The sequence below is a fragment of the Brevundimonas sp. genome (genome assembly GCF_046293315.1).
In the GTDB taxonomy this organism is placed as follows: Bacteria; Pseudomonadota; Alphaproteobacteria; order Caulobacterales; family Caulobacteraceae; genus Brevundimonas.
In genome coordinates this window covers 124,082-149,904 of record NZ_JBKBPF010000005.1, presented here as the reverse complement: position 1 = coordinate 149,904, position 25,823 = coordinate 124,082, and the positions used below count along the sequence as shown (strand labels likewise).

Annotated in this window: 28 protein-coding genes and 1 tRNA gene; 20 read left to right on the top strand and 9 right to left on the bottom strand. The window is 67.3% G+C overall.

Annotated features, from left to right (window positions below; translation table 11 throughout):
* Positions 1-80: 80 nt before the first annotated feature.
* Entirely contained in the window at positions 81-806 is a 726-nt protein-coding gene (locus tag ACK4SE_RS06405) for a ribonuclease T2 family protein (protein ID WP_409690105.1), read from the top strand.
* A gap of 128 nt (positions 807-934) precedes the next feature.
* Complete coding sequence (locus ACK4SE_RS06400; protein WP_409690102.1) at positions 935-2,206, top strand: dicarboxylate/amino acid:cation symporter; 1,272 nt, start codon at positions 935-937, stop codon at positions 2,204-2,206.
* Here the strand turns inward: ACK4SE_RS06400 and ACK4SE_RS06395 are convergent.
* The gene (locus tag ACK4SE_RS06395) at positions 2,203-3,489 is read right to left on the bottom strand and encodes a hypothetical protein (protein WP_409690100.1); all 1,287 of its coding nucleotides are present in this window, start codon (positions 3,487-3,489) and stop codon (positions 2,203-2,205) included. The genes ACK4SE_RS06400 and ACK4SE_RS06395 overlap by 4 nt on opposite strands.
* A gap of 150 nt (positions 3,490-3,639) precedes the next feature.
* Here ACK4SE_RS06395 and ACK4SE_RS06390 point away from each other — a divergent pair.
* Positions 3,640-3,716: transfer RNA gene (locus ACK4SE_RS06390), tRNA-Arg, on the top strand.
* Between the two features lie 37 nt (positions 3,717-3,753).
* On the opposite strand, the gene mutM is transcribed toward ACK4SE_RS06390, so the two are convergent.
* Entirely contained in the window at positions 3,754-4,617 is an 864-nt protein-coding gene (gene mutM, locus ACK4SE_RS06385) for a bifunctional DNA-formamidopyrimidine glycosylase/DNA-(apurinic or apyrimidinic site) lyase (RefSeq protein ID WP_409690097.1), read from the bottom strand.
* A 64-nt stretch (positions 4,618-4,681) separates the two neighbouring features.
* Between mutM and ACK4SE_RS06380 the strand changes: the two genes are divergently transcribed.
* From ACK4SE_RS06380 to ACK4SE_RS06365, 4 genes are all read left to right on the top strand, one after another.
* Entirely contained in the window at positions 4,682-5,110 is a 429-nt protein-coding gene (locus tag ACK4SE_RS06380) for an organic hydroperoxide resistance protein (RefSeq protein WP_409690094.1), read from the top strand.
* A 77-nt stretch (positions 5,111-5,187) separates the two neighbouring features.
* Positions 5,188-5,457: a hypothetical protein gene (locus tag ACK4SE_RS06375; protein ID WP_409690091.1), complete on the top strand. Its 270-nt coding sequence runs from the start codon at positions 5,188-5,190 to the stop codon at positions 5,455-5,457.
* Positions 5,458-5,570: 113 nt separating this feature from the next.
* Entirely contained in the window at positions 5,571-6,578 is a 1,008-nt protein-coding gene (gene cobS, locus ACK4SE_RS06370) for a cobaltochelatase subunit CobS (RefSeq protein ID WP_409690311.1), read from the top strand.
* A gap of 71 nt (positions 6,579-6,649) precedes the next feature.
* Positions 6,650-8,431 carry a response regulator gene (locus ACK4SE_RS06365; RefSeq protein ID WP_409690088.1) on the top strand — a complete coding sequence of 594 codons (1,782 nt, stop codon included), beginning with the start codon at positions 6,650-6,652 and terminating at the stop codon, positions 8,429-8,431.
* A gap of 29 nt (positions 8,432-8,460) precedes the next feature.
* Here the strand turns inward: ACK4SE_RS06365 and ACK4SE_RS06360 are convergent, their stop codons facing one another.
* Positions 8,461-9,237: an alpha/beta fold hydrolase gene (locus ACK4SE_RS06360; RefSeq protein WP_409690085.1), complete on the bottom strand. Its 777-nt coding sequence runs from the start codon at positions 9,235-9,237 to the stop codon at positions 8,461-8,463.
* Between the two features lie 104 nt (positions 9,238-9,341).
* The gene (locus tag ACK4SE_RS06355; protein WP_409690082.1) at positions 9,342-9,836 is read right to left on the bottom strand and encodes a Fur family transcriptional regulator; all 495 of its coding nucleotides are present in this window, start codon (positions 9,834-9,836) and stop codon (positions 9,342-9,344) included.
* 109 nt (positions 9,837-9,945) lie between these two features.
* On the opposite strand from ACK4SE_RS06355, the gene ACK4SE_RS06350 reads away from it, so the two are divergent.
* Positions 9,946-10,737 (top strand): SapC family protein, encoded by a 792-nt coding sequence (locus ACK4SE_RS06350; RefSeq protein ID WP_409690079.1) that lies wholly within the window; start codon positions 9,946-9,948, stop codon positions 10,735-10,737.
* A gap of 72 nt (positions 10,738-10,809) precedes the next feature.
* Here the strand turns inward: ACK4SE_RS06350 and ACK4SE_RS06345 are convergent, their stop codons facing one another.
* Positions 10,810-11,220: an acyl dehydratase gene (locus ACK4SE_RS06345; RefSeq protein WP_409690076.1), complete on the bottom strand. Its 411-nt coding sequence runs from the start codon at positions 11,218-11,220 to the stop codon at positions 10,810-10,812.
* A 2-nt stretch (positions 11,221-11,222) separates the two neighbouring features.
* Entirely contained in the window at positions 11,223-12,242 is a 1,020-nt protein-coding gene (locus ACK4SE_RS06340) for an NADP-dependent oxidoreductase (protein ID WP_409690073.1), read from the bottom strand.
* Between the two features lie 348 nt (positions 12,243-12,590).
* On the opposite strand from ACK4SE_RS06340, the gene ACK4SE_RS06335 reads away from it, so the two are divergent.
* Positions 12,591-12,890, top strand: coding sequence for a hypothetical protein (locus tag ACK4SE_RS06335; protein WP_409690070.1), 300 nt, complete (start codon positions 12,591-12,593; stop codon positions 12,888-12,890).
* A 60-nt stretch (positions 12,891-12,950) separates the two neighbouring features.
* On the opposite strand, the gene ACK4SE_RS06330 is transcribed toward ACK4SE_RS06335, so the two are convergent.
* Positions 12,951-13,745: a response regulator gene (locus ACK4SE_RS06330; protein ID WP_409690068.1), complete on the bottom strand. Its 795-nt coding sequence runs from the start codon at positions 13,743-13,745 to the stop codon at positions 12,951-12,953.
* 217 nt (positions 13,746-13,962) lie between these two features.
* Here ACK4SE_RS06330 and ACK4SE_RS06325 point away from each other — a divergent pair, with 217 nt between their 5' ends.
* The 5 genes from ACK4SE_RS06325 to ACK4SE_RS06305 all read left to right on the top strand — a co-directional run bounded on the left by ACK4SE_RS06325 (position 13,963) and on the right by ACK4SE_RS06305 (position 18,360).
* Positions 13,963-14,166, top strand: a complete 204-nt coding sequence (locus ACK4SE_RS06325; RefSeq protein ID WP_409690065.1) for a NepR family anti-sigma factor — start codon at positions 13,963-13,965, stop codon at positions 14,164-14,166.
* On the top strand, positions 14,163-14,774 hold the full coding sequence (locus tag ACK4SE_RS06320; RefSeq protein ID WP_409690062.1) for a sigma-70 family RNA polymerase sigma factor: 612 nt from the start codon (positions 14,163-14,165) through the stop codon (positions 14,772-14,774). The genes ACK4SE_RS06325 and ACK4SE_RS06320 overlap by 4 nt, the downstream gene beginning before the upstream one ends.
* A 66-nt stretch (positions 14,775-14,840) precedes the next feature.
* Positions 14,841-16,490: a sensor histidine kinase gene (locus ACK4SE_RS06315; RefSeq protein ID WP_409690059.1), complete on the top strand. Its 1,650-nt coding sequence runs from the start codon at positions 14,841-14,843 to the stop codon at positions 16,488-16,490.
* A gap of 80 nt (positions 16,491-16,570) precedes the next feature.
* A complete protein-coding gene (locus tag ACK4SE_RS06310) occupies positions 16,571-16,708 on the top strand; it encodes an entericidin A/B family lipoprotein (protein WP_409690056.1) in 138 nt (45 codons plus the stop codon).
* Between the two features lie 200 nt (positions 16,709-16,908).
* A complete protein-coding gene (locus tag ACK4SE_RS06305) occupies positions 16,909-18,360 on the top strand; it encodes an NAD-dependent succinate-semialdehyde dehydrogenase (RefSeq protein ID WP_409690053.1) in 1,452 nt (483 codons plus the stop codon).
* Between the two features lies 1 nt (position 18,361).
* Here ACK4SE_RS06305 and ACK4SE_RS06300 read toward each other — a convergent pair whose 3' ends face one another.
* Positions 18,362-18,838, bottom strand: a complete 477-nt coding sequence (locus ACK4SE_RS06300) for an Lrp/AsnC family transcriptional regulator (protein WP_409690050.1) — start codon at positions 18,836-18,838, stop codon at positions 18,362-18,364.
* A 130-nt stretch (positions 18,839-18,968) separates the two neighbouring features.
* Between ACK4SE_RS06300 and ald the strand changes: the two genes are divergently transcribed.
* Positions 18,969-20,081 carry an alanine dehydrogenase gene (ald, locus tag ACK4SE_RS06295; RefSeq protein ID WP_409690047.1) on the top strand — a complete coding sequence of 371 codons (1,113 nt, stop codon included), beginning with the start codon at positions 18,969-18,971 and terminating at the stop codon, positions 20,079-20,081.
* A gap of 72 nt (positions 20,082-20,153) precedes the next feature.
* Here the strand turns inward: ald and acnA are convergent, their stop codons facing one another.
* On the bottom strand, positions 20,154-22,850 hold the full coding sequence (gene acnA / locus ACK4SE_RS06290; RefSeq protein WP_409690044.1) for an aconitate hydratase AcnA: 2,697 nt from the start codon (positions 22,848-22,850) through the stop codon (positions 20,154-20,156).
* A gap of 187 nt (positions 22,851-23,037) precedes the next feature.
* Here acnA and ccmA point away from each other — a divergent pair, with 187 nt between their 5' ends.
* The 5 genes from ccmA (at position 23,038) to ACK4SE_RS06265 (ending at position 25,798) form a co-directional block, all read left to right on the top strand.
* A complete protein-coding gene (gene ccmA, locus ACK4SE_RS06285) occupies positions 23,038-23,655 on the top strand; it encodes a heme ABC exporter ATP-binding protein CcmA (protein WP_409690041.1) in 618 nt (205 codons plus the stop codon).
* Positions 23,652-24,317 carry a heme exporter protein CcmB gene (gene ccmB, locus ACK4SE_RS06280; RefSeq protein ID WP_409690039.1) on the top strand — a complete coding sequence of 222 codons (666 nt, stop codon included), beginning with the start codon at positions 23,652-23,654 and terminating at the stop codon, positions 24,315-24,317. The genes ccmA and ccmB overlap by 4 nt, the downstream gene beginning before the upstream one ends.
* A gap of 61 nt (positions 24,318-24,378) precedes the next feature.
* The gene (ccmC, locus tag ACK4SE_RS06275) at positions 24,379-25,101 is read left to right on the top strand and encodes a heme ABC transporter permease CcmC (protein WP_409690037.1); all 723 of its coding nucleotides are present in this window, start codon (positions 24,379-24,381) and stop codon (positions 25,099-25,101) included.
* A gap of 2 nt (positions 25,102-25,103) precedes the next feature.
* Complete coding sequence (gene ccmD, locus ACK4SE_RS06270) at positions 25,104-25,253, top strand: heme exporter protein CcmD (RefSeq protein ID WP_409690034.1); 150 nt, start codon at positions 25,104-25,106, stop codon at positions 25,251-25,253.
* Positions 25,250-25,798 carry a DsbE family thiol:disulfide interchange protein gene (locus tag ACK4SE_RS06265; protein ID WP_409690031.1) on the top strand — a complete coding sequence of 183 codons (549 nt, stop codon included), beginning with the start codon at positions 25,250-25,252 and terminating at the stop codon, positions 25,796-25,798. Before ccmD ends, ACK4SE_RS06265 begins: the two co-directional genes overlap by 4 nt.
* Positions 25,799-25,823: the final 25 nt, after the last annotated feature.

Sequence of the window (25,823 nt, the reverse complement as noted above, 5' to 3'; positions counted from 1 at the left end):
TGGCCTTCGATCCACCGATCACAAGGCGCGGCGCGCACAATTTGTCGCAGCCGTCACACGCAGCCGCTAGAAGACCCGACATGACTCGCGCCCTTGCCCTGATCCCGCTGATCCTTCTCGCCGCCGCCTGCCGGTCCCAGCCCGAGGCGCCTGCGCCCGAGGCCCTGGCCCCGGCCGCCCAAGCCTGCGCCGTACCGGACCGCCTGCGCCCCGTGGGGCCGGAGACGCCAGAGCCCGACGAGATCGTCGCGGACGCCGAGGTCGCCTACTACATGCTGGCCGTCGCGTGGGGCCCCTACTGGCAGGAGAACAACCGTGACGGACGCGGCTACGCCCTGACGCCCCAGGACCGGGACGTGGGCTACTTCCTGCACGGCCTGTGGCCCAATGCGGCCGAGGGCGACCATCCGCGCTACTGCTCGGTCACCCCCGCCCGCGCCATGACCGAGGCCGAGGTGCGCGAACATTTCTGCATGATGCCGTCGGAGTCCCTGCTCCAGCACGAATGGGCCGCCCACGGCACCTGCGGCTGGGACGACCCGGACGCCTATTTCGACCAGTCGGCTGAACTCTGGAACGCCCTGACCCTGCCCGAGCCGCCGACGCGCACCACGGCGGGCGCGCTCCGGGAGGCCTGGGTCGAGGCCAACCCCCATCTACGCCGCGACGGCGTCTATCTGGCCACGACCGACGACGGGCGACTGCGCGAGATCCGCCTGTGCTACGACCTGGACTACGCTCCGAGCGCCTGTCCGCGCGGTCTCGGCGCGCCGGATCAGGCCGCCCTGACCGTCCAGCCCCGCTAGGTCGTAAGCCCGTCTTCCAACGGCTGACAGCGCGGCTCGGTTCGACGCGGACGGAAAATCAGCTAAGGCTCGCGGCCCTCGAGCATGATGGCTTCAACCGATCAGGCTCTCGTCACGCGGAGCCGTTCATGACCGCCCTTCTTCGTTCCCTCAGCGCCCGCGTCCTGCTCGCCCTGATCATCGGCCTCGGCATCGGCGCCACGGTTCAGGGTTGGGACATGGTCATCAGCCCGGGCGTGGTGGCCGGGATCGAGGCGGTCGGCGGCCTGTGGCTGAACACCCTGCAGATGACGGTGATTCCGCTGGTCTTTTCGCTGGTGGTCGTCGGCATCGCAGCGGCCTCGGACGCGGCGGCCACGGGCCGGCTGGCGGCGCGCGCCGTGGCCCTGTTCGTCGGGCTGGTGGTCCTGGCGTCGGCCCTGACCCTGATGGTCATCCCGCTGGTGCTGGCGGTGTGGCCGGTAGCGCCCCAGGCCGCCCAGGCCCTGATCACCGGCGCGGGGGGCGCCTCTGCGGAAGGTCTTGAGGCGGCGGCTGAGGGGGCTGGCTTCGCCCAGTGGCTCATGTCGCTGGCCCCGGCGAACCCCGTGCGCGCGGCGGCAGAGAACGCTGTGCTGCCGCTGGTGTTGTTCGCCGCCTTCTTCGGATTCGCCGCCACCCGCCTGCCGCCTGACCAGCGCGTCCTGATCGTCAATGTGTTCGAGGCGGTGGCCCAGATCATGATCATCATCGTGCGCTGGGTGTTGCTGGCCGCGCCCATCGGCGTGTTCGCCCTGGCCCTGGTGCTGGGCCTGCGCAGCGGCTTCGGTTCCGCCCCGGCCCTGATCCACTACATCGTGCTGGTGTCCGGCGCCTGCATCGTCACCGTTCTGGTCAGCTATCCCCTGGCCGCCCTGGGCGGCGGTGTGCCGGTCGCCCGCTTCGCCCGCGCCCTTGTGCCCGTTCAGGCGGTGGCCTTCTCGACCCAGTCGTCGCTGGGCACCCTGCCCGTGATGGTCGAGCGGGCCCAGGACTTCCTCGGTATTCCCGAGCGCGTGGCTGGCCTGGTTCTGCCCCTGGCGGTGGCCATCTTCCGCATCACCAGTCCGGTCGCCAATCTGGCCGTGGCGCTGTTCATCGCCCACGTATTCGGGCTGGAGCCTACGATCGGCCAGATGGCGGCGGCGGGGCTGGTGGCCGTGGCGGTCAGCATCGGCACCGTGGGTTTGCCTGGCCAGGTCTCCTTCTTCACCTCCATGGCGCCCATCTGCCTGGCGCTGGGCGTGCCGCTGGAGCTGCTGCCCCTGTTGCTGGCGGTGGAGGTGATCCCCGACATCTTCCGCACCCTCGGCAACGTCAGCGCCGACATGGCCGTCACGGCGGTTCTGGACGACAGCGACCCCGACGGCGAGCCTGCCTAGTTCTGCAGGTCCGTTGGCAGGGTCTGGGACGACAGAAGCCCTTCGGTGACGTCCCAACGATCGCCCAGCTGGCTTTCCACCCAGGCCTGAACCATGTCCCGGCCCAGGCCGTAGTTGATGACATAGCTGCGGTAGCGCTCGATGAAGGACAAGCGCTGCTCCGCCCGCTCCCGCGCCACCAGCGAATAGGCCTGCAGCTGGTCCAGCGCCCTGTTGCGGTCGATACGCCCCGCCAGATAATCGGCGGCGATGGTGTATTCCGCTCGCTGCAGCCCGCGCATCAGGCCCAGCAGTTCGGCCTGTTGATCGGCCGTAGCGGGATCCAGGCCGGCCAGCGGATAAAGGACCTCCCGCTCGAACCGCACCCGCTCCTCGCCCGGGAAGGCCAGGTCGATGCCGTAGTTGGCGCTGCCCTCGGCGATGAAGGACATAGGGCTGTAAAGCGGATAGACGCTCATCTCCATCCAGCCCTTCTCGTCCACGAAAGTGCGCTCCAGCAGGGCGTTGTAGACATGGTGGCCCGGATAGCCCTCGTGACAGCCCAGATCCACCGCCCGATCGATGTAGATGGGCAGATCGGTGTTGATTTGGATCAGGCTGACCGCGTCTCCCTGGTACCAGTTGTAGCCCGACCACGGCTGGTCGTTGACGAACTCGAGGGTGAAGCGCTCGTTCTCGGGCAGGTCGAAATGGCGGGCGGTGCGGACGCGGCATTCGTCGATGGCCGCCCGCATCACCGCGTCAAGCCTGTCGCGGGGAATGACGTACTGGCCCCGGAATTCGGCGACGCGCTCGTGCAGCGGCGCCTCTCCGGGAATCAGGGCGGCGATCCGCGCCAGGGTGTCGTCATAGGTGGACAGGGCCGGTGTGTCCGGGCGGATGCCGAACAGGCCCTCCGCCTCGTCCGCGAACGCCAGCTCTTCGCCCGCGATCATGCGCAGACGCGTCCCGGCGGCGCGCACATGGGCGATCAGATAGGCCCGGCGCTGAACCTCCTCTTCTGACAGGCCGCGCGTGGAAAGCTGTTCCAGGCGCTGGGTCAGGGCGGCGACGGCGGCGCGGAGTTGTTCCACCGTGCGCGGGTTCGACCGCGCCGTCTCGGCCCATTCCGCGGGGCCGTGGTAGGCGTCCACATAGCCCTCTTCGCGCTCGCCGATTTCCAGGGTCATGATGACATAGTCCTGGGCGATGGCGTTCAGGCTGTCGTCGCTGCGACCGGAACAGGCGGTCAGGCCCAGGGCTCCCGCGAGGCACAGGGCTGCAATGATGCGGGTCCGCCTCATGGCGCGTCTCCTTCCTAGTTTTCCTCAGGCTAGGGCGCGCCTTGCGCCGCGCCAAGTCTCGAGGCCAGTGAACGGCTTGCGATTTGCGGATTGAGCGCCCGCCGCCCATGCTGTAAGCACCGCCCTCGCGAAGGGTCCCGGCCCGCTCACGCACCCGTAGCTCAGCTGGATAGAGTGCTGCCCTCCGAAGGCAGAGGTCACAGGTTCGAATCCTGTCGGGTGCGCCACTTCTCCATTTTATGATCGTCTGGCCAGGCTGGCCGGTCACCGCTTCTGGCAGACCGGGCACCAGAAGGTCGAGCGGCCGCCCTGGACCGTGCGGCGGATGACGCCCGTGCAGTCCGGGGTGCGGCAGGCGTCGCCCTCGCGTCCATAGGCGTCGAAGCTGTGCTGGAAGTAGCCTTGGCCCCCGTCGGCGTTGGCGAAGTCGCGAAGGGTTGAGCCGCCCGCCGTGATGGCGTCGTTCAGCACATCGCGAATATCGCCGGTCAGCCGCTCCAGTCGCAGCCGCGAAACCTTGCCGGCCGCCGTCAGGGGCGAGATCCCGGCCCGGAACAGGGCCTCGCAGACATAGATGTTGCCCAGGCCGGCGACGATGCGCTGGTCCAGCAGGCTGACCTTGATGGACTGTTTCCGGCCCCTGAGGGCGTCAGCCAGATGGACGGCGGAAAAGGCGTTTCCCAGCGGCTCGGGCCCCAGACCTGCAAACCAGGGGTGAACTTCCACCTCATCGGTCGGAATCAGATCCATGAAGCCGAACCGGCGGGCGTCGGCGAAGCCCACGCGGGTGCGTCCGGCCGGCCCGTCAGCGCACAGGCTGACATGTTCGTGCTTGCCGGTGATCGGCGCGGGATCCTCGAACTCGCCCAGCTGACGGCCGTCCAGGGTGAAGCGGCCGGTCATGCCCAGATGCGAGACCCAGGTCTCGCCGGTGGACAGAGGCATGAGCAGATACTTGGCGCGCCGGTCCACCCGTTGCACCGTCGCTCCCTCCAGACGAGCGACGAAGTCGGCCGGAAAGGGAAAACGCAGATCCGGCCGGTTCTGGCGCACATGGGTCAGGCGCGCGCCGGTGAGGATCGGCTCCAGGCCGCGCCGCACCGTCTCGACCTCGGGAAGTTCGGGCATGGGCTGGCATAGCGCGGACCCGCAGCGGCGCCTACATCCCGGTCTCACACACAGGGAGATCAAGATGGACGTGCTCTACAAGGCCCATGCGACGGCCACCGGCGGCGGACGCGAAGACGGTCGCTCGCGCACCGACGACGGCAAGATCGACGTGAAGCTGTCCACGCCGACCGAGATGGGCGGCAAGGGCGGCGAGGGGACCAACCCTGAGCAGCTGTTCGCCACCGGCTACGCCGCCTGCTTCCTCGGCGCCCTGCGGCTGGTCTCCGGCCGCGAGAAGCACCCTGTCGCTGCAGATACGGCGGTTCAGGCGACCGTCGGCTTCGGCAAGAACGACAAGGGCGACGGCTTCAATCTGGACATCGAGATCAAGGTGACCGGACATGGCCTGCCCCCCGAGTTGGCCGATGATATTCTGGAAAAGACCCATCAGGTCTGTCCCTACTCCAACGCCACCCGCGGCAATGTCGACGTTCGAATCGGGCGCGATTGAGGCCTTTTCTCACGAACCCGTGAACCTTTTCGGCTTGGGCGGGTTCTTCAGGCTCCACACCAACGGAGACACTTCCCATGAAGAAGATCGCCATTCTGACGACCGGCGTTTTCGCCGCCTTCGCTCTGGCCGCTTGCCAACCCGCCGACCCGGTCGCCGAAGAACAGGCTGAACTGGTCGAGCAGGAAGCCGACGTGACCGCCGCCCAGCTGGAAGAGCAGGCCGACGCCGCATACGATCAGAACATGGACCAGCGAGGCGACGCCCTGAACGAAGAAGCCGACGCCGTTCAGGACCGGGCCGACGCCCAGGCCGACCAGATTCGCGAGAGCAGCGAAAACAACTAAGCTTTCGGTTGTTTGGATTTCAGAAGGAGCCCCTCGCCTCGGCGAGGGGCTTTTTCTTTGTGGCCGGTGTCGACCCGCTGGACCCGGCGGCGCGGAGTTTCTAGATGAACACCATGGCCCCCTCTCCCCTCGACGCATCGCCCGATCCCATGCTGACGCTGGAGCCGCACCGCAAGGTGACGGTCAGGGAGGCGTTCGGTGTCGATTCCGACATGACGGTCCCGTGCTTCGATACGAAGGACAGTCATGTGCCTGATCTGGACGAGGCCTATCAGTTCGATCCCCAGACCACCCTGGCCATCTGCGCTGGCTTCGCCTTCGACCGCCGGGTGATGGTTCAGGGCTACCACGGCACCGGCAAATCGACCCACATCGAGCAGGTGGCCGCGCGACTGAATTGGCCCATGGTGCGGGTCAATCTGGACGCCCACGTCAGCCGCATCGACCTGATCGGCAAGGACGCCATTGTCCTGAAGGACGGCAAGCAGATCACGGAGTTCCGCGAGGGCATCCTGCCCTGGGCCATTCAGCGTCCCGTCGCCCTGGTGTTCGACGAGTATGACGCCGGGCGTCCCGACGTGATGTTCGTGATCCAGCGGGTGCTGGAGGCACAGGGACGTCTGACCCTCCTGGACCAGAACCGGGTCATTCGCCCCAATCGCTGGTTCCGCCTGTTCGCGACGTCCAACACCGTGGGCTTGGGCGACACGACCGGCCTTTACCACGGTGCGCAGCAGATCAATCAGGCCCAGCTGGACCGCTGGAGCATCGTCACCACGCTGAATTATCTGGACCACGATGTGGAGGCCGAGATCGTGGCCGCCAAGGTGCCCGAGTGGCGCGACGCGGAAGGTCGCCGCAAGATCGCCGCCATGGTCCGCGTGGCCGACATGACCCGAAACGCCTTCATGAACGGTGACATCTCCACGGTCATGAGTCCCCGCACGGTCATCACCTGGGCCCAGAACGCCCTGATCTTCGGGGGCGACGTCGCCCTGTCCTTCCGCCTGACCTTCCTGAACAAGTGCGACGAGCTGGAACGTCCCACCATTGCCGAGTTCTATCAGCGCGCCTTCGGCGAGGACCTGCCCGAGGCGGCCACACGGGTGAAAGTCGGCTGACGCCCAGCGGTTGAGGCCTCATTAAGCTCCGCCGTGTATGGCAAAGCTTGTATGAGTGGTGTGAGTTCGACGTGATCTACAATACTGACTATGTGCGCGCGTACGCTGATCGCTACCGCGACATGTTCCCGGTTCGTCTGGTCACCATCGCCGGCATCGTCATTCTCGCCGTCATCGTTCTGGGCTGGGGGTGGGCGGCCAGTTTCGCGATCGCCCAGTACGGTCTCTATGCGTTGCTCTGGCGGGCGGTTCAGGATGCGCGCCTGCATCCCGAGGCGGCCGGGGCCGGGCGCAGGCTCGGCCTGTGGAGCGAGGCCGTCACCCTTGGCCTCGCCACCCATAACGCCCTGTTCTCCCTGGCCGGGTGGCTGGCGGAACCAGCCCATCTGACCTATGCGCTGCTTCTGCTCATCGGCAGCCTTATGGTCGGGGCTCTCCAGGTCCACGTCAGCCGGCGCAGTTTCGTAGCCGCCGTCCTGCCGCCCGCGACCGCCCTCCTGTATATCACCTTCGCCGAGGCCCCCGGGGATGTGGCGCTTCAGCTGAGCGCGACCCTGTTCATCCTGGGCGTCATCGCCGCCGCCTGGCGCCAGTGGCGCAGCGACCGCGAGGGAGTTGAACTGATGGTCTCGGTTGTGGAGCGCTCGCGGGAACTTCAGGACGCCCTGGCCCAGGCGGAGGCCGATCGTGCGGCGGCCGAGCAGGCCAATCAGGCCAAGTCCCGCTTCCTGGCCATGATCAGCCATGAGGTTCGAACGCCCCTGAACGTCATCATGGGCCTGACGGAGGTGTTGCGCGGCCCCCGTCGTCCCTCATCCGAACCCGCCGTAGCCGCTGTGGTCGATGACATGGCCGACGCCGGCGGCATGCTGCTGCGCCTGCTGAACGGCGCTCTGGACATCTCAAAGATCGAATCGGGCAAGGTCGACCTTCACCTGGCGCCTGTCGACATCGGCGAACGGATGGAAGCGATCGCCCGCGTCTGGCGCGCGCGGGTTGAGGAACTGGGCCTGCGCCTCGAAGTGGAACTCCAGGGCGAGCGGACGAACTTCATCGTTCTGACCGACGAGGGCCGGGTCGAGCAGGTTCTGATCAACTATCTGTCCAACGCGCTGAAACTGACGCCGTCCGGAACGGTCCGCATGCTGGCCCGCGCCCTGCCCGCCCCGGACGGCCGAATCGACCTGGACTTCGAGGTGCACGATCAAGGCCCCGGCGTGCCGGAGGACCAGCGCGACCGCATCTTCCAGCCTTTCGAACAGCTCGCCGCGGGACGCGCGGCCGGCGGTTCGGGCCTTGGGCTGGCCCTGTGCCGAGCCAGCGTCCAGGCCCTGGGCGGCGCACTGGGCGTCCGCCCGGCCCGGCCGCAGGGTGCGGTTTTCTGGTTCCGCTTCACCGCTGAGCAGGCGGCTCTTGCTCCGGTCGTCGCGCCCGAAGCCCCCCGCGCGCCTGACGCCCTGGTCCAGGCGCCCCGCGTTCTGGCCGCAGAGGATCACCCCGCCAATCGTAAGCTGTTGGCCCTGCTGTTCCAGTCCTTTGGCGTCGACCTGGCTTTGGTGGAGAACGGCCGGGAAGCGGTGGAAGCCCTGCGGGCGAACCGCTTCGATCTGGTGCTGATGGATGTGATGATGCCCGTCATGGACGGCGTCGAGGCCTTGACCGTGATCCGCGCCGAGGAGGCCGCCTCCAACCGCCCGCGCACCGCGGTCCACATGTTGACGGCCAACGTATTCGACGAGGATGTGGCGCGTTACCTGAAAGCCGGCGCCGACGGCGTTCTGCGCAAGCCCATCGAAATCGACGCCCTTCAGGCCGTGCTCAACGCCACGACCGCCCAGCGCGCCGACGTCTGACGGAGGCTGACGGCCGGGGAAGCGGCTGCCTAGGCGGCGTCCAGCGCCGTTTTCAGGGTCGCCCGCGTCTGCGCCGGCTTCAGTAGCGGAAAGAAGTGGTTCCCGCCCGCGACCGTCGACACTTCGACGCCCGCAATCTGGCCCGGTGCGATGCTGCAGGTCGAGTTGTGCTCGGCCTTGTGGATAGAAGCCGGCCGGCCCACGCTGCGCAAAACCGGCCAAGGATCGCATCCTTGTGCGGCATAGTTGGACGCCTCCCATCCCGGTGCGCAGGCCAGCTCGACCCCGTCCTCCGCGTCGCGGAACCCGTCAGCAGCATAATCGCACAGAACGGCCTCAGGCCACCCGCTGAAGGCGCCGCGTCCGCGATAGGCGTCCATGGCCGCCGCCCGGCTCTCGAAGCGGTCGCGGCGCCGCAAGGCGTTGGTGGCCAGGGAATAGCGCCGCGCGACGCGGCCGAGCAGCGGCAGGCTCATGGCCAGGGCCGTGGGGCGGGGCAGGATGACCGGATCCAGCATGACGACGCCTCGAACCCTGTCGGGCCTTTCACCGGCCGCCAGCAAGGCGACGACCGCCCCCATGGAATGGCCCGCGAGAACAATGGGCGGACCTTCAAGCGTGTCGATGAGACAGACGATGTCGTCGCGCAGGTCACGCCAGGACCGGCGCCAGCCCGGCGGGGCGGGCAGGGTGCTCCGGCCGTGGCCGCGCAGATCCGGCGCCAGGATGCGCGCCTTGCGGGCCAAAGGTCCCAGGAGGGTTCTGTACGTGCGCGCATTGAACCCGTTGGCATGCACGAAAACCATGTCCGGCGCTCGGGCGCTGTCCCCGATATCCATAACCGACAGGGCGCCGCCCTGCGGGTCCGGAGCGGCCACAGTCCAGTACGCGGGCGATGGCGGCTGCGGGCTCAGGCGTCGGCCGCGGGTCGGCGGCACTCGGGGCACAGCCCATGCCCTTCGATGGCCACCCGCTCTAGGACGTAGCCATGCTCGGCGGCCGGCTCGCCGAGGCCGGCCATGGCGGGCGGACTGACTTCCACCGCCGCGCCGCAACAGTCGCAGATCAGGAACGCCGCCGCATGGGAACGCTCCCCATGGCTGCAGGCCACATAGGCGCTGATGGACGCGATGCGGTGGGCCAGGCCCTGACGTTCCAGGAATTCCAGGGCGCGGTAGACGGTGGGCGGCTTGGCAGCCTGGCCGTCGGCGCCATAGGCCGCGATAAGGTCATAGGCCTTGACCGGCTCGCCGGAAGCCAGCAGCAGTTCCAGCACCCTGCGGCGCGGCTCTGTCATGCGCTCGCCCCGACGGATACAGCGGGCCTCGGCCTCGCCGAGGGCGGTGCGCAGATCGTCCGTGTCGAGACCCGTGTCGTGCCGATGGTGTGCGCATGCTTCGCCCATGTACTTCAGCTAGTGGTTCCCGCCACAATCCGCAATCCGCCCCCTGCGTTGCCGATCACGGCGCCTTGGGTTAAACGCATGCTTCCCTTTCACACCGAGCCTTGACTTCATGTCCGACACACAAGCGACCGATAGCCCGCTCAGCGGCAATGTCCTGTTCTACAGCAAGCCGGAACCGCTCAACGCGGACACTCACGGAAAGCTGGGTGTGAACCAGGCCGAAAAGCCCTATTCCTTCGTGAGCGGCACCAATCTGGTGCCCCTGACAGTGACTGAGTTCGCTCCCGCCGCCCTGTCGTTCCCGGTGGTTTTCCTGGGTCAGCCCAAGTCGCCGGTTGCGGTCATGGGTCTGCGTCAGGACCAGAATCTGTTCGTCACCGAGGGCGGCCAGTATCAGGCTTCGGCCTACCTTCCGGCTTTCGTGCGGCGCTATCCGTTCGTTTTCGCCAACGACGACCAGAACCAGCGCATGGTGCTGTGCATTGATCGGGCCGCGCCGTTCGTCGCCGAAGGTGGAACCGTCCCCCTGTTCGAGGGCGGCAAGCCGTCCGGCTTCACTGAACAGGCCATGAAGTTCTGCAACGACTTCGAGACCGAGCGCCAGCGCACCGTCCGCTTTGTCGAAATGCTGGAGGAACTGGACCTTTTTGAAGTCAAGGAAGCCAACTTCACCCCGCGCAATCCTGACGGGACGCCCGGTCAGGTGCAGCGACTGGCCGAGTACCACGCCGTGTCAGAAGAGAAACTGAAGAAGCTGCCGGCCAAGAAGCTGGCCGAACTGCGTGACAACGGCGCCCTCGGTCAGATTTACGCCCACCTGGTGTCGCTGCTGGGCTGGGACCGTCTTGTGGCCATGACGTTCGAACGCGCCAACACGGCGCCGCCGGCCGCCAACGCCTGATCATCGGTGCTGATTTCCAGAAGGCGGCGGAGTAATCCGCCGCCTTCTGCATGTCCGCCGTGCGGGCCGGGGTCAGCGCCGCATCAGGAGCGTTCGGGTCAGGCAGGAGAAGACGAGACGCCCATCCTCATCGAGCAGATCGTGCTGGGCAATGACGACTCCGCGGGTATCGCCCACCGGATCCTTGCCCATCACCGTCAGCCGTCCACGCAGCAACTCCCCCACAGGCGGATTGCGCGAGAAGCGCAGGGCGTCGACCGCCAGCCCCTTGCTGAGGGCCATGCCGCGTTCGGCGTCGTCGGCCAGCCTGCGCCACAGGGCATAGACCATCGCCTCGGGGGCGCCGTCGCCGGCGGACCAGTGCGGGGCGAACCGCTCAATGAAGCCGTCCAGCGCCTGGCCGTCCACGGCGCAGGCCCCCATGGGAATGACCTGACCGACCTGAATGTCCTCGAAATGCAGGAAATCGGCCGATTCAGTCATGCTCAGGCGGGCTCCTCGGAAACCTTGACCAGCAGCTTGCCGTCATGGTCGCCCGTGAACAAGCGGTTCAACGAGTCGAGCGCCGATTCCAGCCCTTCATCCACATGGACCTTCCACTGGACTTTACCATCGGCCAGCCATGGTCCCATCTCGGCGACCATCTCCCGGGCGCGCGGGGCGTAATCCAGCACAAGGAAGCCCTGGATATTGAGCCGGTGGGTGATGATGCGCGCGAAATTGGGCGAGGGGGGCGGGCGCGTGGCGTTGTACGCGGAGATGAGGCCGCACACCGCCATGCGGCCGTGGACATTCATGCGATTCCAGACCGCGTTCATGATGTCGCCGCCGACATTCTCGAAATTGATGTCGATGCCGTCGGGCGCCAGGCGGTCCAGCGCCTCGCCCACATCCTCGTTCTTGTAGTCGACCGCGCCGTCGAAGCCGAGCTCCTCGGTCAGCCAGCGGCATTTCTCGGGCCCGCCGGCGATCCCGATGACCCGGGCCCCCTTCAATTTGGCGATCTGCCCCGCGATGGAGCCGACGGCGCCAGCAGCGGCGGAAATCACCATGGTCTGACCCGGCTCAGGCCGACACACGTCGGTGACCCCGAAATAGGCGGTCAGCCCGGTCATGCCCAGGACGCTGAGATTGGCCGTCAGCGGCAGGCCAGGCGCGCGATGCACAGGGCGCAGCGCGTCCTCTCGAACGACGGCGTACAGCGCCCAGCCGCCCGACATCGGGGTAACGATATCGCCTTTGTTGAATCGGCCCGATTGGCTCTCCTCGACCACGCCCAGCGTCAGACCACGCATGACTTCCCCCAGCTTTACAGCGGGCAGATAGCCTTCCGCATCGTTCATCCATGTGCGGTTGGTAGGATCCAGGGACAGATAGACGGTGCGGACCAGCACCTCGCCTTCGTTGAGGGCCGGAACAGGGCTTTCAACCAGTTCGAGATCGCTCGGCTGGACCAGGCCCTTGGGGCGCTGACGCAGAATCCATTCACGGTTAGTCAGAGCCATGTTCACCTCCACTGAAGACGTTTTCTTTCAGGACGCACCTTGGCGGCGCGGCGCTCGCCTGTCGATACGCGGGCAAGAAAAAGGGCGGGCCCCTTGAGGGAGCCCGCCCAGTCAGCATCATCGAGAATGAGGCGCGGAGGCGACAGACCGGCTTGCGCCGGTCTCAAGTCGGGGGGGCGTCGCCGCCTCCGCATCATGAAAACACCGGGGCACTGGGCAAGTTCCGCAGGCGACGAAATAATTTCGCCGCTTCGCGCCCGAAGGCTGCGCTTCGGAACAGCCCAGCCAGGCCGACGTTATGGCAGTAACAGAATCACAGCCCTGTACGGGCAAACCGGAGTGAATTTCATGACCCACCAGCCGCCGCATGACCAGGGCCGAGCCCCAGATGGCGACAAGGACCACGGCCAGGTCGTTTCGCCCCAGCGCGCACGTCAGGGACGCTCTGGCGTCCGCATCCTCGTGGTCATGGTTGTCTCGCTGGCGCTGATTGTGCTGCTTTACATGCTTCTGTGGGGCGGAACGCAGGAGCAGATGGGCGATCTGGAGACCCCGGCGGACGAACGGTCGGCCGCGGCGACCTTCGAGGGAGACGCCTCAGGGCCCCCGGCCCCTGTGGACGGCGTGCAACCGACCACGCCGGAGTAGGAACCAAAAAAAGGCCCGGCGAAAGCCGGGCCTTTTTCTTCCTGAGGTCTGAACGGGAAGTCAGGCGACTTCCTTCTGGCGCGCAGGATGGAAGAACAGCGCCTGGCTTATCGCCGCTTTCACCGTCTCAGGCTGGAATGGTTTTGTGATCAGGAATGTCGGTTCCGGCCGTTCCCCGGTCAGAAGACGTTCGGGGAAGGCGGTGATGAAGATCACCGGCACATTGATGCTCTTGAGGATGTCCTTCACCGCATCGATGCCCGAAGAGCCGTCAGCCAGCTGGATGTCTGCCAGAACCAGCCCCGGGCGATGGCGTGACACCGCGTCCACTGCCTCGTCGTGGGTGGTGGCTGTGGCCGAAACCTTATGCCCCAGCTCCCTGACCAGGGATTCGATGTCGGCCGAGATGATGGGTTCGTCTTCGATGATCAGGACATCTGTGGCCAATTCGGCGTCTATCTCACGCTGGGCCTCACCGATCAGACTTTCAATGTCGCTCAGTTCCGCACCCAGAATCTGGGCGGCTTCGGAGGGCGTGAAACCTTCCAGCGCGGTCAGCAGGAATGCCTGGCGAGACTTGGGCGCGATCTTCATCAGTCTCTGAGAGGCATCATCGCCGCTTTCGAGCCCGCTCTTGTCCTCCAGCCTGGCGCCGGTTGCGACCCAGATGGTGTGGAAAACGTGATACAGGGCGACGCGGGGCGTCATGCTAGCCGGCAGCTGCTGCTCGCCGGCCGCCAGGGCCTCAAGCGCAACGCGAACGTAGTTGTCGCCCGTGCTCTGGTCGCCGGTCAGCGCGCGTGCATAGCGGCGGACATAGGGCAGATGAGGCGCGAGTCTCGCCAGAAGGCTCATACTTGAATTTCCCCGACAAAGTGCAGTTCAGTCGGCCCGGTCGTGCCGAGGCCTGATTTGGACCAACGTATCCGTAGCGCAACGGTTCCCGACCGCGATGCAAGCTTGAGCATTAAAACGGCTTCATGCAGGAACTCCCATTGCAGGAAGGCGTTCCCGTCCCGCACTGACACGCTAATGGCGTGCGCATCATCAAGAGTCGGGCGGCAAGCGCTTCATGATCGATCAATCACATCCTCCCCGTCACACTCCGGAACCGCCGGAGGACGGAGACGGCGGGCTGGAGGAGGCGCGCCTGCGCCAGCAAGCCATAGGGGTCAAGCTCCGGCACATGTTCGACCAGGTGGTCAACGAGCCGGTGCCGGACGAATTCCTGGATATTCTTCGCAAGGCCGACCAGAAGGCCGAGGGTGGCTCATGACGGGCGCGCGATCAGCGGCTCCCAAGCCGCCTTCTGCGGACGACGACGCCTTCAAGACACAGCTTGTCGCCCTGATCCCCCATTTGCGCGCCTTCGCACGCACACTGGCCGGCGACCCGACGGCCGCTGATGATCTGGCGCAGGACGCGATGATGAAAGCGTGGGACGCCCGCGCCAGCTATCAGATGGGCACCAACATGAAGGCCTGGACCTTCATGATCCTGCGCAATCAGTTCTATTCGGAAAAGCGCCGGTCATGGCGTCAGTCGCAGCTGGACCAGGAAGCGGCGGAGCGCACTCTGGTGGCGGTGGATGATCCGGAAGCCCCTGTGGCGCTGGATGAACTGCGCCTAGCCTTGGCCAGCTTGCCGGAAGAGCAGCGCGAGGCTCTCGTTCTGGTGGGAGCAGGCGGCTTCGCCTACGAGGAGGCCGCCGAGATCTGCAACTGCGCCGTCGGCACCGTAAAGAGCCGGGTCAGCCGTGCCCGCCGGGCGCTGCAACAGACGCTGGAGCGCGGTGGTTATGCCCGCGACGGCAAGGCCGCCGGCGATGCCATGCGCTCCATTCTCGCCGATGCGGACCGGCTGAGCGCGCAGCGGCAGGGTTAGGGCGTGGTCCGGTTGGGGCGGCGCTCCTCCAGGGCTCAGGGGATTCGATTCCGTCTGGCGGCAGCCATGGCGGTGGCCCTGTTGCCGATCCTGTTGCTAAGCGCGGTTCAGACCCAATCGGCCTTTCAGCGTGAGGCGGAGGACCGGCGGCACGATCTGGTTCTCGCCGCCGAACGTAGCGCCGCCACGGCCAAGGCGAGGGTGGACAGCGCCACTGTCCTGCTGGAAGTGCTGCGTCCGGAGTCGCTGGGCTTGTATTGCGCGCCGCGCTTGCGCGCGCTCGTGGCGGACATAGACGGCTACGAAGCGCTTTACCGGTTCAGCCCGACGGGCCGGGTGGCCTGTGCGTCCACTTCTGTCCAGGGCGACCTTACGGTCAGCGGCGACCCCTGGTTTTCAAGAATTCAGGGCGGTGAGGCCGTGGTCCTCACGCGCGCGCCGGACTGGCTGGCGACCGAACCGTCCTTGCTGGCGGCGGTGCGCTCAGAACGGCCCCTCGGCGCCTTCGACGGCGTTCTGGCGGCGATTATCCCCCTGTCAGCGCTACAGCCGGATCTCAGCGACCGCGCCTTGCCCGAGGGCACCCAGGTGGCCTTGACTGATGCGTCGGGCGCCATTCTCACCGCCACAGACATGGACGCTTTCCTCACGGAGGACGCTGATGGTCTGACCGGGTGGGTGGATCGGGCGCGTCAGGGGGCGGTGGAATTTCGCGCGCGCGACGCGTCTGGCCGTGATCGCCTTTACGCGGGCGCGGCCCTGGCCGGCAGGGATATCTATGTGCTGCTGTCGACGCCGGATCCGGGGCTTCTGTCCTGGGCTCAGCTCAACCCCACCGGTACCTTGCTTCTGCCCCTGGCCGCCTGGCTGATGGCTTTTCTGGCGGTGATGATCTTCACCGAGCGCATCGTCATTCGATGGCTGGATTATCTCGAAAGGGTTGCCTCGATCTACGCCAAGGGCCGGTTCACGGTGCGCCCCGTGCAAGCCGAGAACGCTCCGGCGGAGATTCGGGTTCTGGCGCGCACCCTGGACGAGATGGCCGAAGCTATCGGCGAACGGGACCGTGAGCTCACCAAGTCGCTGGCTGAGAAAGACGCGCTGATGCGCGAAATCCACCACCGGGTGAAGAATAACCTGCAGATCATCTCGTCCCTGCTCAGCATGCAGCAAAGGGTCCTGACCGACCCGACAGCTCGGGCCGCTATCGGCGACACGCGCCAGCGCATATCGGCGTTGGCCCTGATCTACCGCACCCTCTACCAGAGCGAGGATATCCGCGAGGCGGACCTGGCGGACTTCCTCCGCGAACTGACAGGGCAGTTGGTCGCTTCGGAGTCGGGACGAGGTCCGGTGGTTTCCAGCGAGGTTTCGGCGGACTCCCTCGTCATCGACCCGGACCGTCTCGCGCCGCTGGCCTTGTGGGCCGTCGAGGCCATCTCAAATGCCCAGAAGCACGCGTTCGCGGACCGGGGCGGATCTCTCAAGGTGAGATTCCGCGTCAGGGAAGATCGTTGTGTGCTTGAGGTCGAGGACGATGGGCCGGGAGCGGACGCCTCGGCTCTGGCGGACGGCGTGGGCCGCACCCTCATGACCGCCTTCGCCCGACAACTTCGTGGGACGCTCGAGTTCGAGACGCCGGAGCAGGGCGGCATGATTGCGCGGCTGACCTTTCCGAAGCCAGCGCCCCCGCCTTCGTCGCTACACGCATCCTGACGGAACACCCTTGTCACGGGCGCGTTAGCTTGACCGTCACTGTCATGCTCCGGCGCCGCCGGGGCCCTAGGAGCAACACCATGCGCAAGATTTTCGCCATCGCGGCCGCCGCCGCCCTGATGACCGTCGCCGCCTGCAACACCATCTCCGGCGTTGGCCAGGACGCCCAGGCCGCCGGTCAGGCTGTCGAGCAGTGCGCCGAAGGCCAGACCTGCTGATCACGGCTCAAGCCGATTAAGCTCCAGGAAGCCCCGCAGCCTCACGGCTTCGGGGCTTTCGTGTGTCTGGACTGGCTGGGGCCACGCAATCTACGCTGGCGCAGAGTGAGTGCGGATCACACCCGAACGCTTTGCAGACCTTGTGTACCCGGCCGCCGCCTAGCATTTGGTAGGCCGCCCCTATCGCCAGGAGATTCAATATGTCCGATCCCAAGGCCGCCGGTCACGCCCTCATCCGTGAGCACGCCCTGATCGCGGGCGAGGCGATCCCGGTGAAGGGTGAAGGCATCGCCGTGGACGATCCGGCCACCGGCGAGATCATCGGGCATGTGCCGGACCTCGGCGCGGCCGAGACCGAGCGCGCCGTCAAAGCCGCTCACGACGCCTTTCCCGACTGGTCCCGATCGGACCCCCACGCGCGCGCCGCTTTCCTGCGCCGCTGGGCCGCCCTGATCGACGAAAACGCCGAGGGCATCGCGGGTCTGATGTCGCTTGAGAACGGCAAGACCCTGGCCGAGGCCAAGGGCGAGGTCGCCTACGCCAACGGCTTCATCAAATGGTCGGCGGGCGAGGCCGAGCGCATTCTGGGCGAAACCCAGGACACCCCGCTGGGCCATCTGATCGTGACCTTCAAGGAGGCGGTGGGTCCATGCGCCCTGATCACGCCGTGGAACTTCCCGGCCGCCATGCTGACCCGCAAGCTGGGCCCGGCCTTCGCGGCGGGCTGCACGGCGGTGGTCAAGCCGGCCAGCCAGACCCCCTTCACCGCCATCGCCCTGGTCGAACTGGCCTATGAAGCGGGCCTGCCCAAGGGGGCCCTTTCGATCATAACCGGCGACGCGGCGACCATCGGCGGCGTCCTCACGGCTTCGCCCCTGATCCGCAAGCTGTCCTTTACCGGCTCCACCCCCGTGGGCCGCAAGCTGGCCGAGCAGTGCGCCCCGACGCTCAAGCGGGTCTCCATGGAGCTGGGCGGCGCCGCGCCCCTGATCGTGTTCGAGGACGCCGACCTGGACCTGGCCGTGGCCGAGACCATCAAGGGCAAGTTCCGCAACGCCGGCCAGACCTGCGTCTGCCCCAACCGGGTCTATGCGCACGCCTCCATCGCCGAGGCCTATGCCGACCGGCTGGCCGCCGAGGTGGCGAAGCTCAAGGTCGGAAACGCCTTCGAGGCGGAAGTGAAGGTCGGCCCACTGATCGAGGACAAGGCCCTGGACAAGGTGGAGGACCACCTGAAGAAGGTTCAGGCGGCGGGCGGCAAGGTGCTGACCGGAGGCTCGCGCCACGCGCTGGGCGGGCGATTCTTCCAGCCCACCGTGACCCTGGGCGGCGACGACGCCCTGTTCCGCGAGGAAGAGACCTTCGGCCCGCTGGTCCCCGTGTTTTCGTTCGAGGGCGAGGCCGAGGTTCTGCACAAGGCCAACGCCAGCCCCTATGGCCTCGCCTCCTTCGTCTTCACCCGCGATCTGGATCGCGCCATGCGCGTGGCCCGGGGGCTGGAGAACGGCATCGTGGGCGTGAACGCCGCCATGGTCTCGACGCCCGTGGCGCCGTTCGGCGGGGTCAAGCAGTCCGGCTACGGCCGCGAGGGCTCGGTCCACGGCATCGAGGAGTATCTGGACATCAAGGCGGTGACCCTGAACCTGCGCTAGGTCAGACCGGCAAGGCCCCGCGCTTGACCACCGTGCGCATGGACACCGACGAGGACACCCGCGTCACGCCGGGGATGCGAGTCAGCTCCTTGGAGTGGACCCGCTCCAGGTCATCCACATCCCTGACCACCAGACGCAGCAGATAGTCCGAGCCGCCGGTCATCAGGTGGCATTCCACCACCTCGGACACGGTGGCGATGGCGGTCTCGAAGGCGGTCAGGGCGCTTTCGGACTGGGACGACAGGGTCACGGTGACGAACACGCTGATGGGCAAGCCCACGGCCCGCTCATTGATAATGGCGGTGTAGCGGCTGATGACGCCCGCCGCCTCCATGGCCCGCAGACGGCGCAGGCAGGCTGACTCCGACAGGTTCACCGCCCGGGCCAGATCCACATTGCTGATACGCCCGTCGTCCTGCAGGGTGCGCAGCATCTTTCGGTCGGTAGCGTCCAGTTCAACGGCGGAAACGGTCTTCATGGTGACTCCTGACGCAATATTCTGCACGTTTACGCGGACCAGGCGATGAAAAGAAGCAGGAACCTGCCCGACGCCCGGGCGTAGATTGGGCTCAACCCGTCACCGGGACCATGCTCAGGGAGAGATCATCATGCGCGTCGGCGTCCCCAAGGAAATCAAGCCCAACGAACACCGCATCGGCCTGACCCCCACCGCCGTGCGCGAATACGCCGCCCGTGGCCATGAGGTCCTGATCGAGAAGGGCGCCGGTCTGGGCGCCGGTTTCGCCGACGACGCCTATGAGGCCTGCGGCGCGAAGATCGTGCCCGACGCCGTCGCCGTGTTCGATCAGGCCCAGATGATCGTGAAGGTGAAGGAGCCGCAGAAGACTGAATGGCCGCGCCTGAAGCCGGACCAGATCCTGTTCACCTACCTGCACCTGGCGCCCGATCCTGATCAGACCAGGGGCCTGCTGGAGTCCGGCTGCGCCGCCATTGCCTATGAAACCGTGACGGACGCCAAGGGCGGTCTGCCGCTGCTGGCGCCCATGTCCGAGGTAGCCGGCCGCATCGCCGTCTTCTCGGCCGCCGAGACCCTGCTGAAGCACAACGGCGGCATGGGTCTGCTGCTGTGCGGCGTGCCCGGCGTGGCGCCCGCCCGCGTGGTGGTTCTGGGCGGCGGCGTGGTCGGCATGAACTCGGCCCGCATGGCCCTGGGCCTGAACGCCGAGGTGGTGGTGCTGGAGCGTTCCATCCCCCGCATGCGCGAGATCGACGAGGCCACCTCGGGCCGGGTCATCACCCGCTTCTCCTCCCTCACCGCCATCGAGGAAGAGATCCTCAAGGCCGACGTGGTCATCGGCGCGGTGCTGGTGCCCGGCGCCTCCGCGCCCAAGCTGATCAAGCGCGAGCATCTGTCGCGCATGAAGCCCGGCTCGGTGCTGGTGGACGTGGCCATCGACCAGGGCGGGTGTTTCGAGACCAGCCGCCCCACCACCCACGAGGACCCCACCTATGAGGTCGACGGCGTGGTGCACTACTGCGTGGCCAACATGCCGGGCGCCGCCCCGCGCACCTCATCCGAAGCCCTGAACAACGCCACCCTGCCTTTCGGCCTGGCCTTGGCCGATCATGGTCTGGACGCCCTGAAGAAGGATCCGCATCTGGCGCGGGGTCTGAACGTGCTGGGCGGCAAGATCACCTATCCCGCCGTGGCCGAAGCCCTGGGCATGGATTACGTGGACCCCTACGGCGTCTGGGCCTGAACCAGGTCACGAGCCATGAAAAAGGGCCGGAGCAGCGATGCTCCGGCCCTTGTCTTTTCAGCCCTTAGGCGATCAGCCCCGCGCCAGATTCCGCAGCACGAACGGCATGACGCCGCCGGCCTTGAAGTATTCCAGCTCGGTCTGGTTATCGATGCGGCAGCGCACCGGGAAGCGGGCCATCTTGCCGTCCGACGGGCGGAACAGCTCGACCCACAGCTCCTGACGGGGCTTCAGCTTGCCGGTGTTGACGTCCGACAGACCGCGGATGGTCACGATTTCCTCGCCGGTCAGGCCCAGACGGGTCCAGCCGTCCTGTTTGAACTGCAGCGGGACCACGCCCATGCCGATCAGGTTAGAGCGGTGGATGCGCTCATAGCTCTCGGCGATGACCGCGCGCACTCCCAGCAGGTTGGTGCCCTTGGCCGCCCAGTCGCGCGACGAGCCGGTGCCGTATTCCTTGCCGGCGAAAACCACCAGCGGACGACCTTCCGCCTGATAGCGCATGGCCGCGTCATAGATCGACATGGTGTCGCCCGACGGGAAGTGCTTGGTCACCCCGCCCTCGATGTCGGGCGTGATCTTGTTGCGGATGCGGATGTTGGCGAAGGTGCCGCGCATCATGACTTCGTGGTTGCCCCGGCGTGCGCCGTAGCTGTTGAAGTCCAGCGCATCGACGCCGTGCTCGGTCAGGTAGGCGCCCGCGGGCGAGGCCTTCTTGATGGCGCCGGCCGGGCTGATGTGGTCGGTGGTGATGGAGTCGCCGAAGATGCCCAGCACGCGCGCCTCGATGATGTCCTCGACCGGGGTCGGCTCCATCGACAGGCCCTCGAAATAGGGCGGGTTGCGCACATAGGTGGAGGTGTCGTCCCAGGCGTAGGTCTGGCCGCCCTCCACGTCGATCTTCTGCCAGTGCTTGTCGCCCTTGAAGACGTCCTTGTAGCGCTTGGCGAACATCTCGGGCGTGACGCAGGAGCGCTGCAGTTCGGCGATCTCGGCGCCGGTCGGCCACACGTCCTTCAGGAAGACGTCGTTGCCCTTCTTGTCCTGACCCAGCGGCTGGGTGTTCAGGTCGATGCGCATGGAGCCGGCGAGGGCGTAGGCGACCACCAGCGGCGGCGAGGCAAGGTAGTTGGCGCGCACGTCCGGGTTCACCCGGCCTTCGAAGTTGCGGTTGCCCGACAGCACGCTGGTGGCGACCAGATCATTGTCGTTGATGGTCTTCGAGATCGCCGGGTCCAGCGGACCGGAGTTGCCGATGCAGGTGGTGCAGCCATAACCGACCAGATTGAAGCCCAGCGCGTCCAGATCCGTCTGCAGGCCCGCTGCCGTCAGATAGTCGGTGACCACCTGCGAGCCGGGCGCCAGCGAGGTCTTGACCCACGGCTTGACCGTCAGGCCCAGGGCGTGGGCCTTGCGCGCCACCAGACCCGCGGCGATCAGCACCGAGGGGTTGGAGGTGTTGGTGCAGGAGGTAATGGCGGCGATCACGACGTCGCCGTCGCCCAGATCGAATTTCTCGCCTTCGACAGCGACGCGGGGAGCGTCGGTCGGGCGGCTGAAGACCTCGCCCAGCGCCGTTTCGAACGCCGAGGCGGCGATGGTCAGCTCGACCTTGTCCTGCGGGCGCTTGGGCCCGGCCAGCGACGGCACCACGGAGGAGACGTCCAGCTCAAGCACGTCGGTGAAGACGGGGTCTTCGCTGTTCTCGTCGATCCACAGCCCCTGCGCCTTGGCGTAGGCCTCGACCAGCGCCACGCGGGCCTTCTCGCGGCCGGTGGCGGTCAGATAGTCCAGCGTCGCCTGGGACACCGGGAAGAAGCCGCAGGTGGCGCCGTACTCGGGCGCCATGTTGGCGATGGTGGCCTGGTCCTCGATGGTCAGGGCGGTGACGCCAGGGCCGAAGAACTCCACGAACTTGCCGACCACGCCCTTCTTGCGCAGCATCTGGGTGACGGTCAGCACCAGGTCGGTGGCCGTGGCGCCCTCGGGCAGGCGGCCGGTCAGGCGGAAACCGATGACCTCGGGGATCAGCATGGGGATCGGCTGGCCCAGCATGGCCGCCTCGGCCTCGATGCCCCCCACGCCCCAGCCCAGAACGGCCAGGCCGTTGATCATGGTGGTGTGGGAATCGGTGCCGACAACCGTGTCGGGATAGGCCACGGTCTTGCGGCCTTCCTCGGCGGTCCAGACGGTCTGGGCCAGGTTTTCGAGGTTCACCTGGTGGCAGATGCCCGTGCCCGGGGGCACCACGCGGAAATTGTTGAAGGCGGTCGAGCCCCAGCGCAGGAACTTGTAGCGCTCCATGTTGCGCTCGTATTCCCGGTCCACGTTCTGGTCGAACGCCTTGGGCGTGCCGAAGTGGTCCACCATGACCGAGTGGTCGATGACCAGATCCACCGGGTTCAGCGGATTGATCCGGGCGGGATCGGCGCCCAGCGCCGTCATGGCGTCGCGCATGGCCGCCAGATCCACCACCGCCGGAACGCCGGTGAAGTCCTGCATCAGGACGCGGGCGGGGCGGAAGGCGATCTCGTGCTCGACCGCGCCCTTGTTGTCGATCCAGGCGGCCACGGCCTTGAGGTCGTCCTCGGTGACCGAAACGCCGTCTTCATTGCGCAGCAGGTTCTCCAGCAGCACCTTCATGGAACGCGGCAGGCGGGAAATCCCGGCCAGACCGGCTTCCTCGGCGGCGGGAAGGCTGTAATAGGCGTATTTCTTGCGCCCGACGGAAAGGTCCTGACGGGTCTTGAGGCTGTCGTTCGACGGCATGTGGGAGAGTTCCTCTGGTCTACGCCGCCCGACAATCCGGTTGCGCGTTCGCGCTGCAGGCGCTGGGGCGCACAGGTCCCCGGCGCGCGCGGCGAAAGCCTGCTGCGGCGACGCTGGATATAAGCGTTAGCGGCGCGGGCGTCCATGTATCCACGACGAGGACGTGGACATTGCGAACGGGTCGCACATGATTGGCCGCCTAGCCATCGACGATCTGGGGCTGTCGCGGGGCGAGCGGGGGCTGTTTCGAGGCCTGTCCGTCGATCTGAAGGCTGGCGAGGCCCTGGCCCTGACCGGGACCAACGGGGCGGGCAAGACCAGCCTGCTGCGTGCGGTCGCCGGGTTCATCCGCCCTGATGCGGGAGCGGTGCGCTTTCTCGACGAGGCCGAGGACGACATCGAGCCGGAGACCGCCCGGGCCCGCCACATCCATCTGCTGGGTCATCTGGAGGGGCTTAAGGGGGCCCGCACCGCGCGGGACGAACTGGCCTTTCAGACCGCCTGGTGCGGGGGGGCGGGCATTGATGCCGCCGTCGGGGCCCTGGGCCTCGCGGCCCTGCTGGATCTCGAGACCCGCAAGCTATCGGCGGGCCAGCGGCGGCGCCTGTCGCTGGCCAGGCTGATCGCGGCGCCGCGCGCCCTGTGGCTGCTGGACGAGCCTCTGGCGCCGCTGGACGCGCGCTGGCGCGCCGCCGCCACCCGGTTGATGCGGGACCACCTGGCGGGCGGCGGCATGGTGATCGCCGCCGTTCACGATCCGCTGGGCCTGCCCTGCCGGACGCTGGATGTGGGGGCGGCGCCATGAGCGCGGTCCGGGTCCTGTTGAAGCGCGAGCTTTCCCTGGCCTGGGGCGGGGGCGGCGGCCCGCTGCTGGCCTGCGGTTTCTTTCTGGCTCTGACCGCCATCGTGCCGCTGGCGGCGGGCGGCGATCCGCGCGTGCTTCAGCCGGTGGCGGGCGGCATCGCCTGGATCGCCCTGGCCTTGGCCAGCCTGCTGTCGCTGGAGCGCCTGTTCGAGCGGGATTTCGAGGACGGGGCGCTGGACCTGCTGGCGCTGGGGCCCTTGCCGCTTGAGGCGGTGTTCGCCGTCAAGGCTCTGGCCCAATGGCTGGCCATCGGGCTGCCGCTGGCGATCGTTGCGCCGGTGGCGGCGGTCGCGCTGGGCGCCGATCCGGGGCGGGCGCCGCTGATCCTGGGCGCGGCGCTGCTGGGCAGTCTGGGCTTCGCCTTCACCGGGGCGCTGGGCGCCGCTCTGGCGCTGGGCTCGAAGCGGGGCGGCCTGTTGATCGCCGTGGTGGTGCTGCCCCTGTTCATCCCGCCGGTGATCTTCGGCGCGGGCGCGCTGGAACAGGCCCTGACCGGCCTGTCGCCTTGGCCCGCCCTGGCGCTTTTGGCCGCCTACGCTCTCTTCGCCGTCGCGCTCAGCCCCTTTGCCGGGTCGGCGGCCATCCGGAACGCGCAGGGATGAGGCGCTGTGCGGCGCCGCGCCCGCTTGCCCGCGCGGTCCCCCGCGCGTATGCGGCCTGACCATGGTCTTCGGCCTCGCCAATCCTGATCGGTTCATGCGGTTCACGCGGCCCCTCATGCCCGTGGTCTGGGCGCTGGCTGTCGTGCTGCTGCTCGCCGGGACATGGCTGAGCTTCACCGCCCCGGAGGACTATCAGCAGCTGGATACTGTGCGGATCATGTTCGTGCATGTGCCCGCCGCCTGGCTGGGTCTGGCCGCCTATGTGGCGCTGGGGGTCTCGTCCTTCTTCGCCCTGGTGTTCCGCCATTCGCTGGCCGACGCCGCCGCGCGCGCCGCCGCGCTGCCCGGTGCGGTGTTCACGGCCCTGGCGCTGGCCACCGGCTCGCTGTGGGGCAAGCCCATGTGGGGGGCGTGGTGGGTGTGGGACGCGCGCCTGACCTCGGTGGTGGTCCTGTTCCTGTTCTATGTGGCCTACATGGCCCTGCGCGCCGCCATCGACGACGAGGCCAGGGCCGCGCGGGCCGCCGCCGTGCTGGGGCTGGTGGGTCTGGTGAACCTGCCGATCGTGAAATTCTCGGTGGATTGGTGGAACACCCTGCACCAGCCCGCGTCCCTGCTGCGGGCCGAGGGCCCGTCCATGACCGCCGCCCATCTGACGCCGCTGCTGGTCATGGGGCTGGCCTATATGATCCTGTTCACGGCGGTGTGGCTGACCGAAATCCGCACCGAGGTGCGTCGCCGCCGTGTCCTCACCTTGCGCGCCCGCGCGGCTCAGGAGGCCTAGGGATGCTCGACCTCGACATGGGCGCCTACGCCGCCTTCGTCTGGCCCGCCTGGGGCGTCAGCGCCGTGGCCCTGGCGGCCCTTGTGGCGCGGAGCGTCATGGCCGCACGTCGCTGGAAGCGCGATCTGGACCGGCTGGAGGGGACCAAATGAAGCGTTGGCTGGCCGTCGTCCCGCTGATCGTTCTGGTCGCCCTGGCGGTGCTGTTCGTGGGCTGGTCCCTGCGTCGTGACCCCGCCTATCAACCCGACGCCATGGTGGGTCAAGGCGTGCCCGCCCTGACCTTGCCGGTGCTGACCAATGGAGCAGCGGGGCCGGGTCAGGCCGATCTGGCCACCGCCGCAGCCGGCCAGCCCACGGTGGTCAACATCTTCGCCTCCTGGTGCGCGCCGTGCCGCATCGAGCACCCGCAGCTGATGGCGCTGCGCGAGCAGGGGGTGCGGGTCATCGGGGTGGCCTACAAGGACGATCCCGCCGCCACCGCCGCCTTTCTTGAGGAGCTGGGCGACCCCTTCGCCGTGGTGCTGGTGGATGCCGACGGGCGGCTGGGACTGGAGATGGGCTCCTCGGGCGTGCCTGAAACCTTCGCGGTCGATCCGTGGGGCGCCATCACCGCCAAACACTCCGGCCCCCTCGTGGACCAAGGCGATCTGGTCCGCCTGACCGAAGGTCTCGCCCCCGAGCGCTGGTCGCGTTAACCTTTTTTCCAGACGCTCTGTTAAC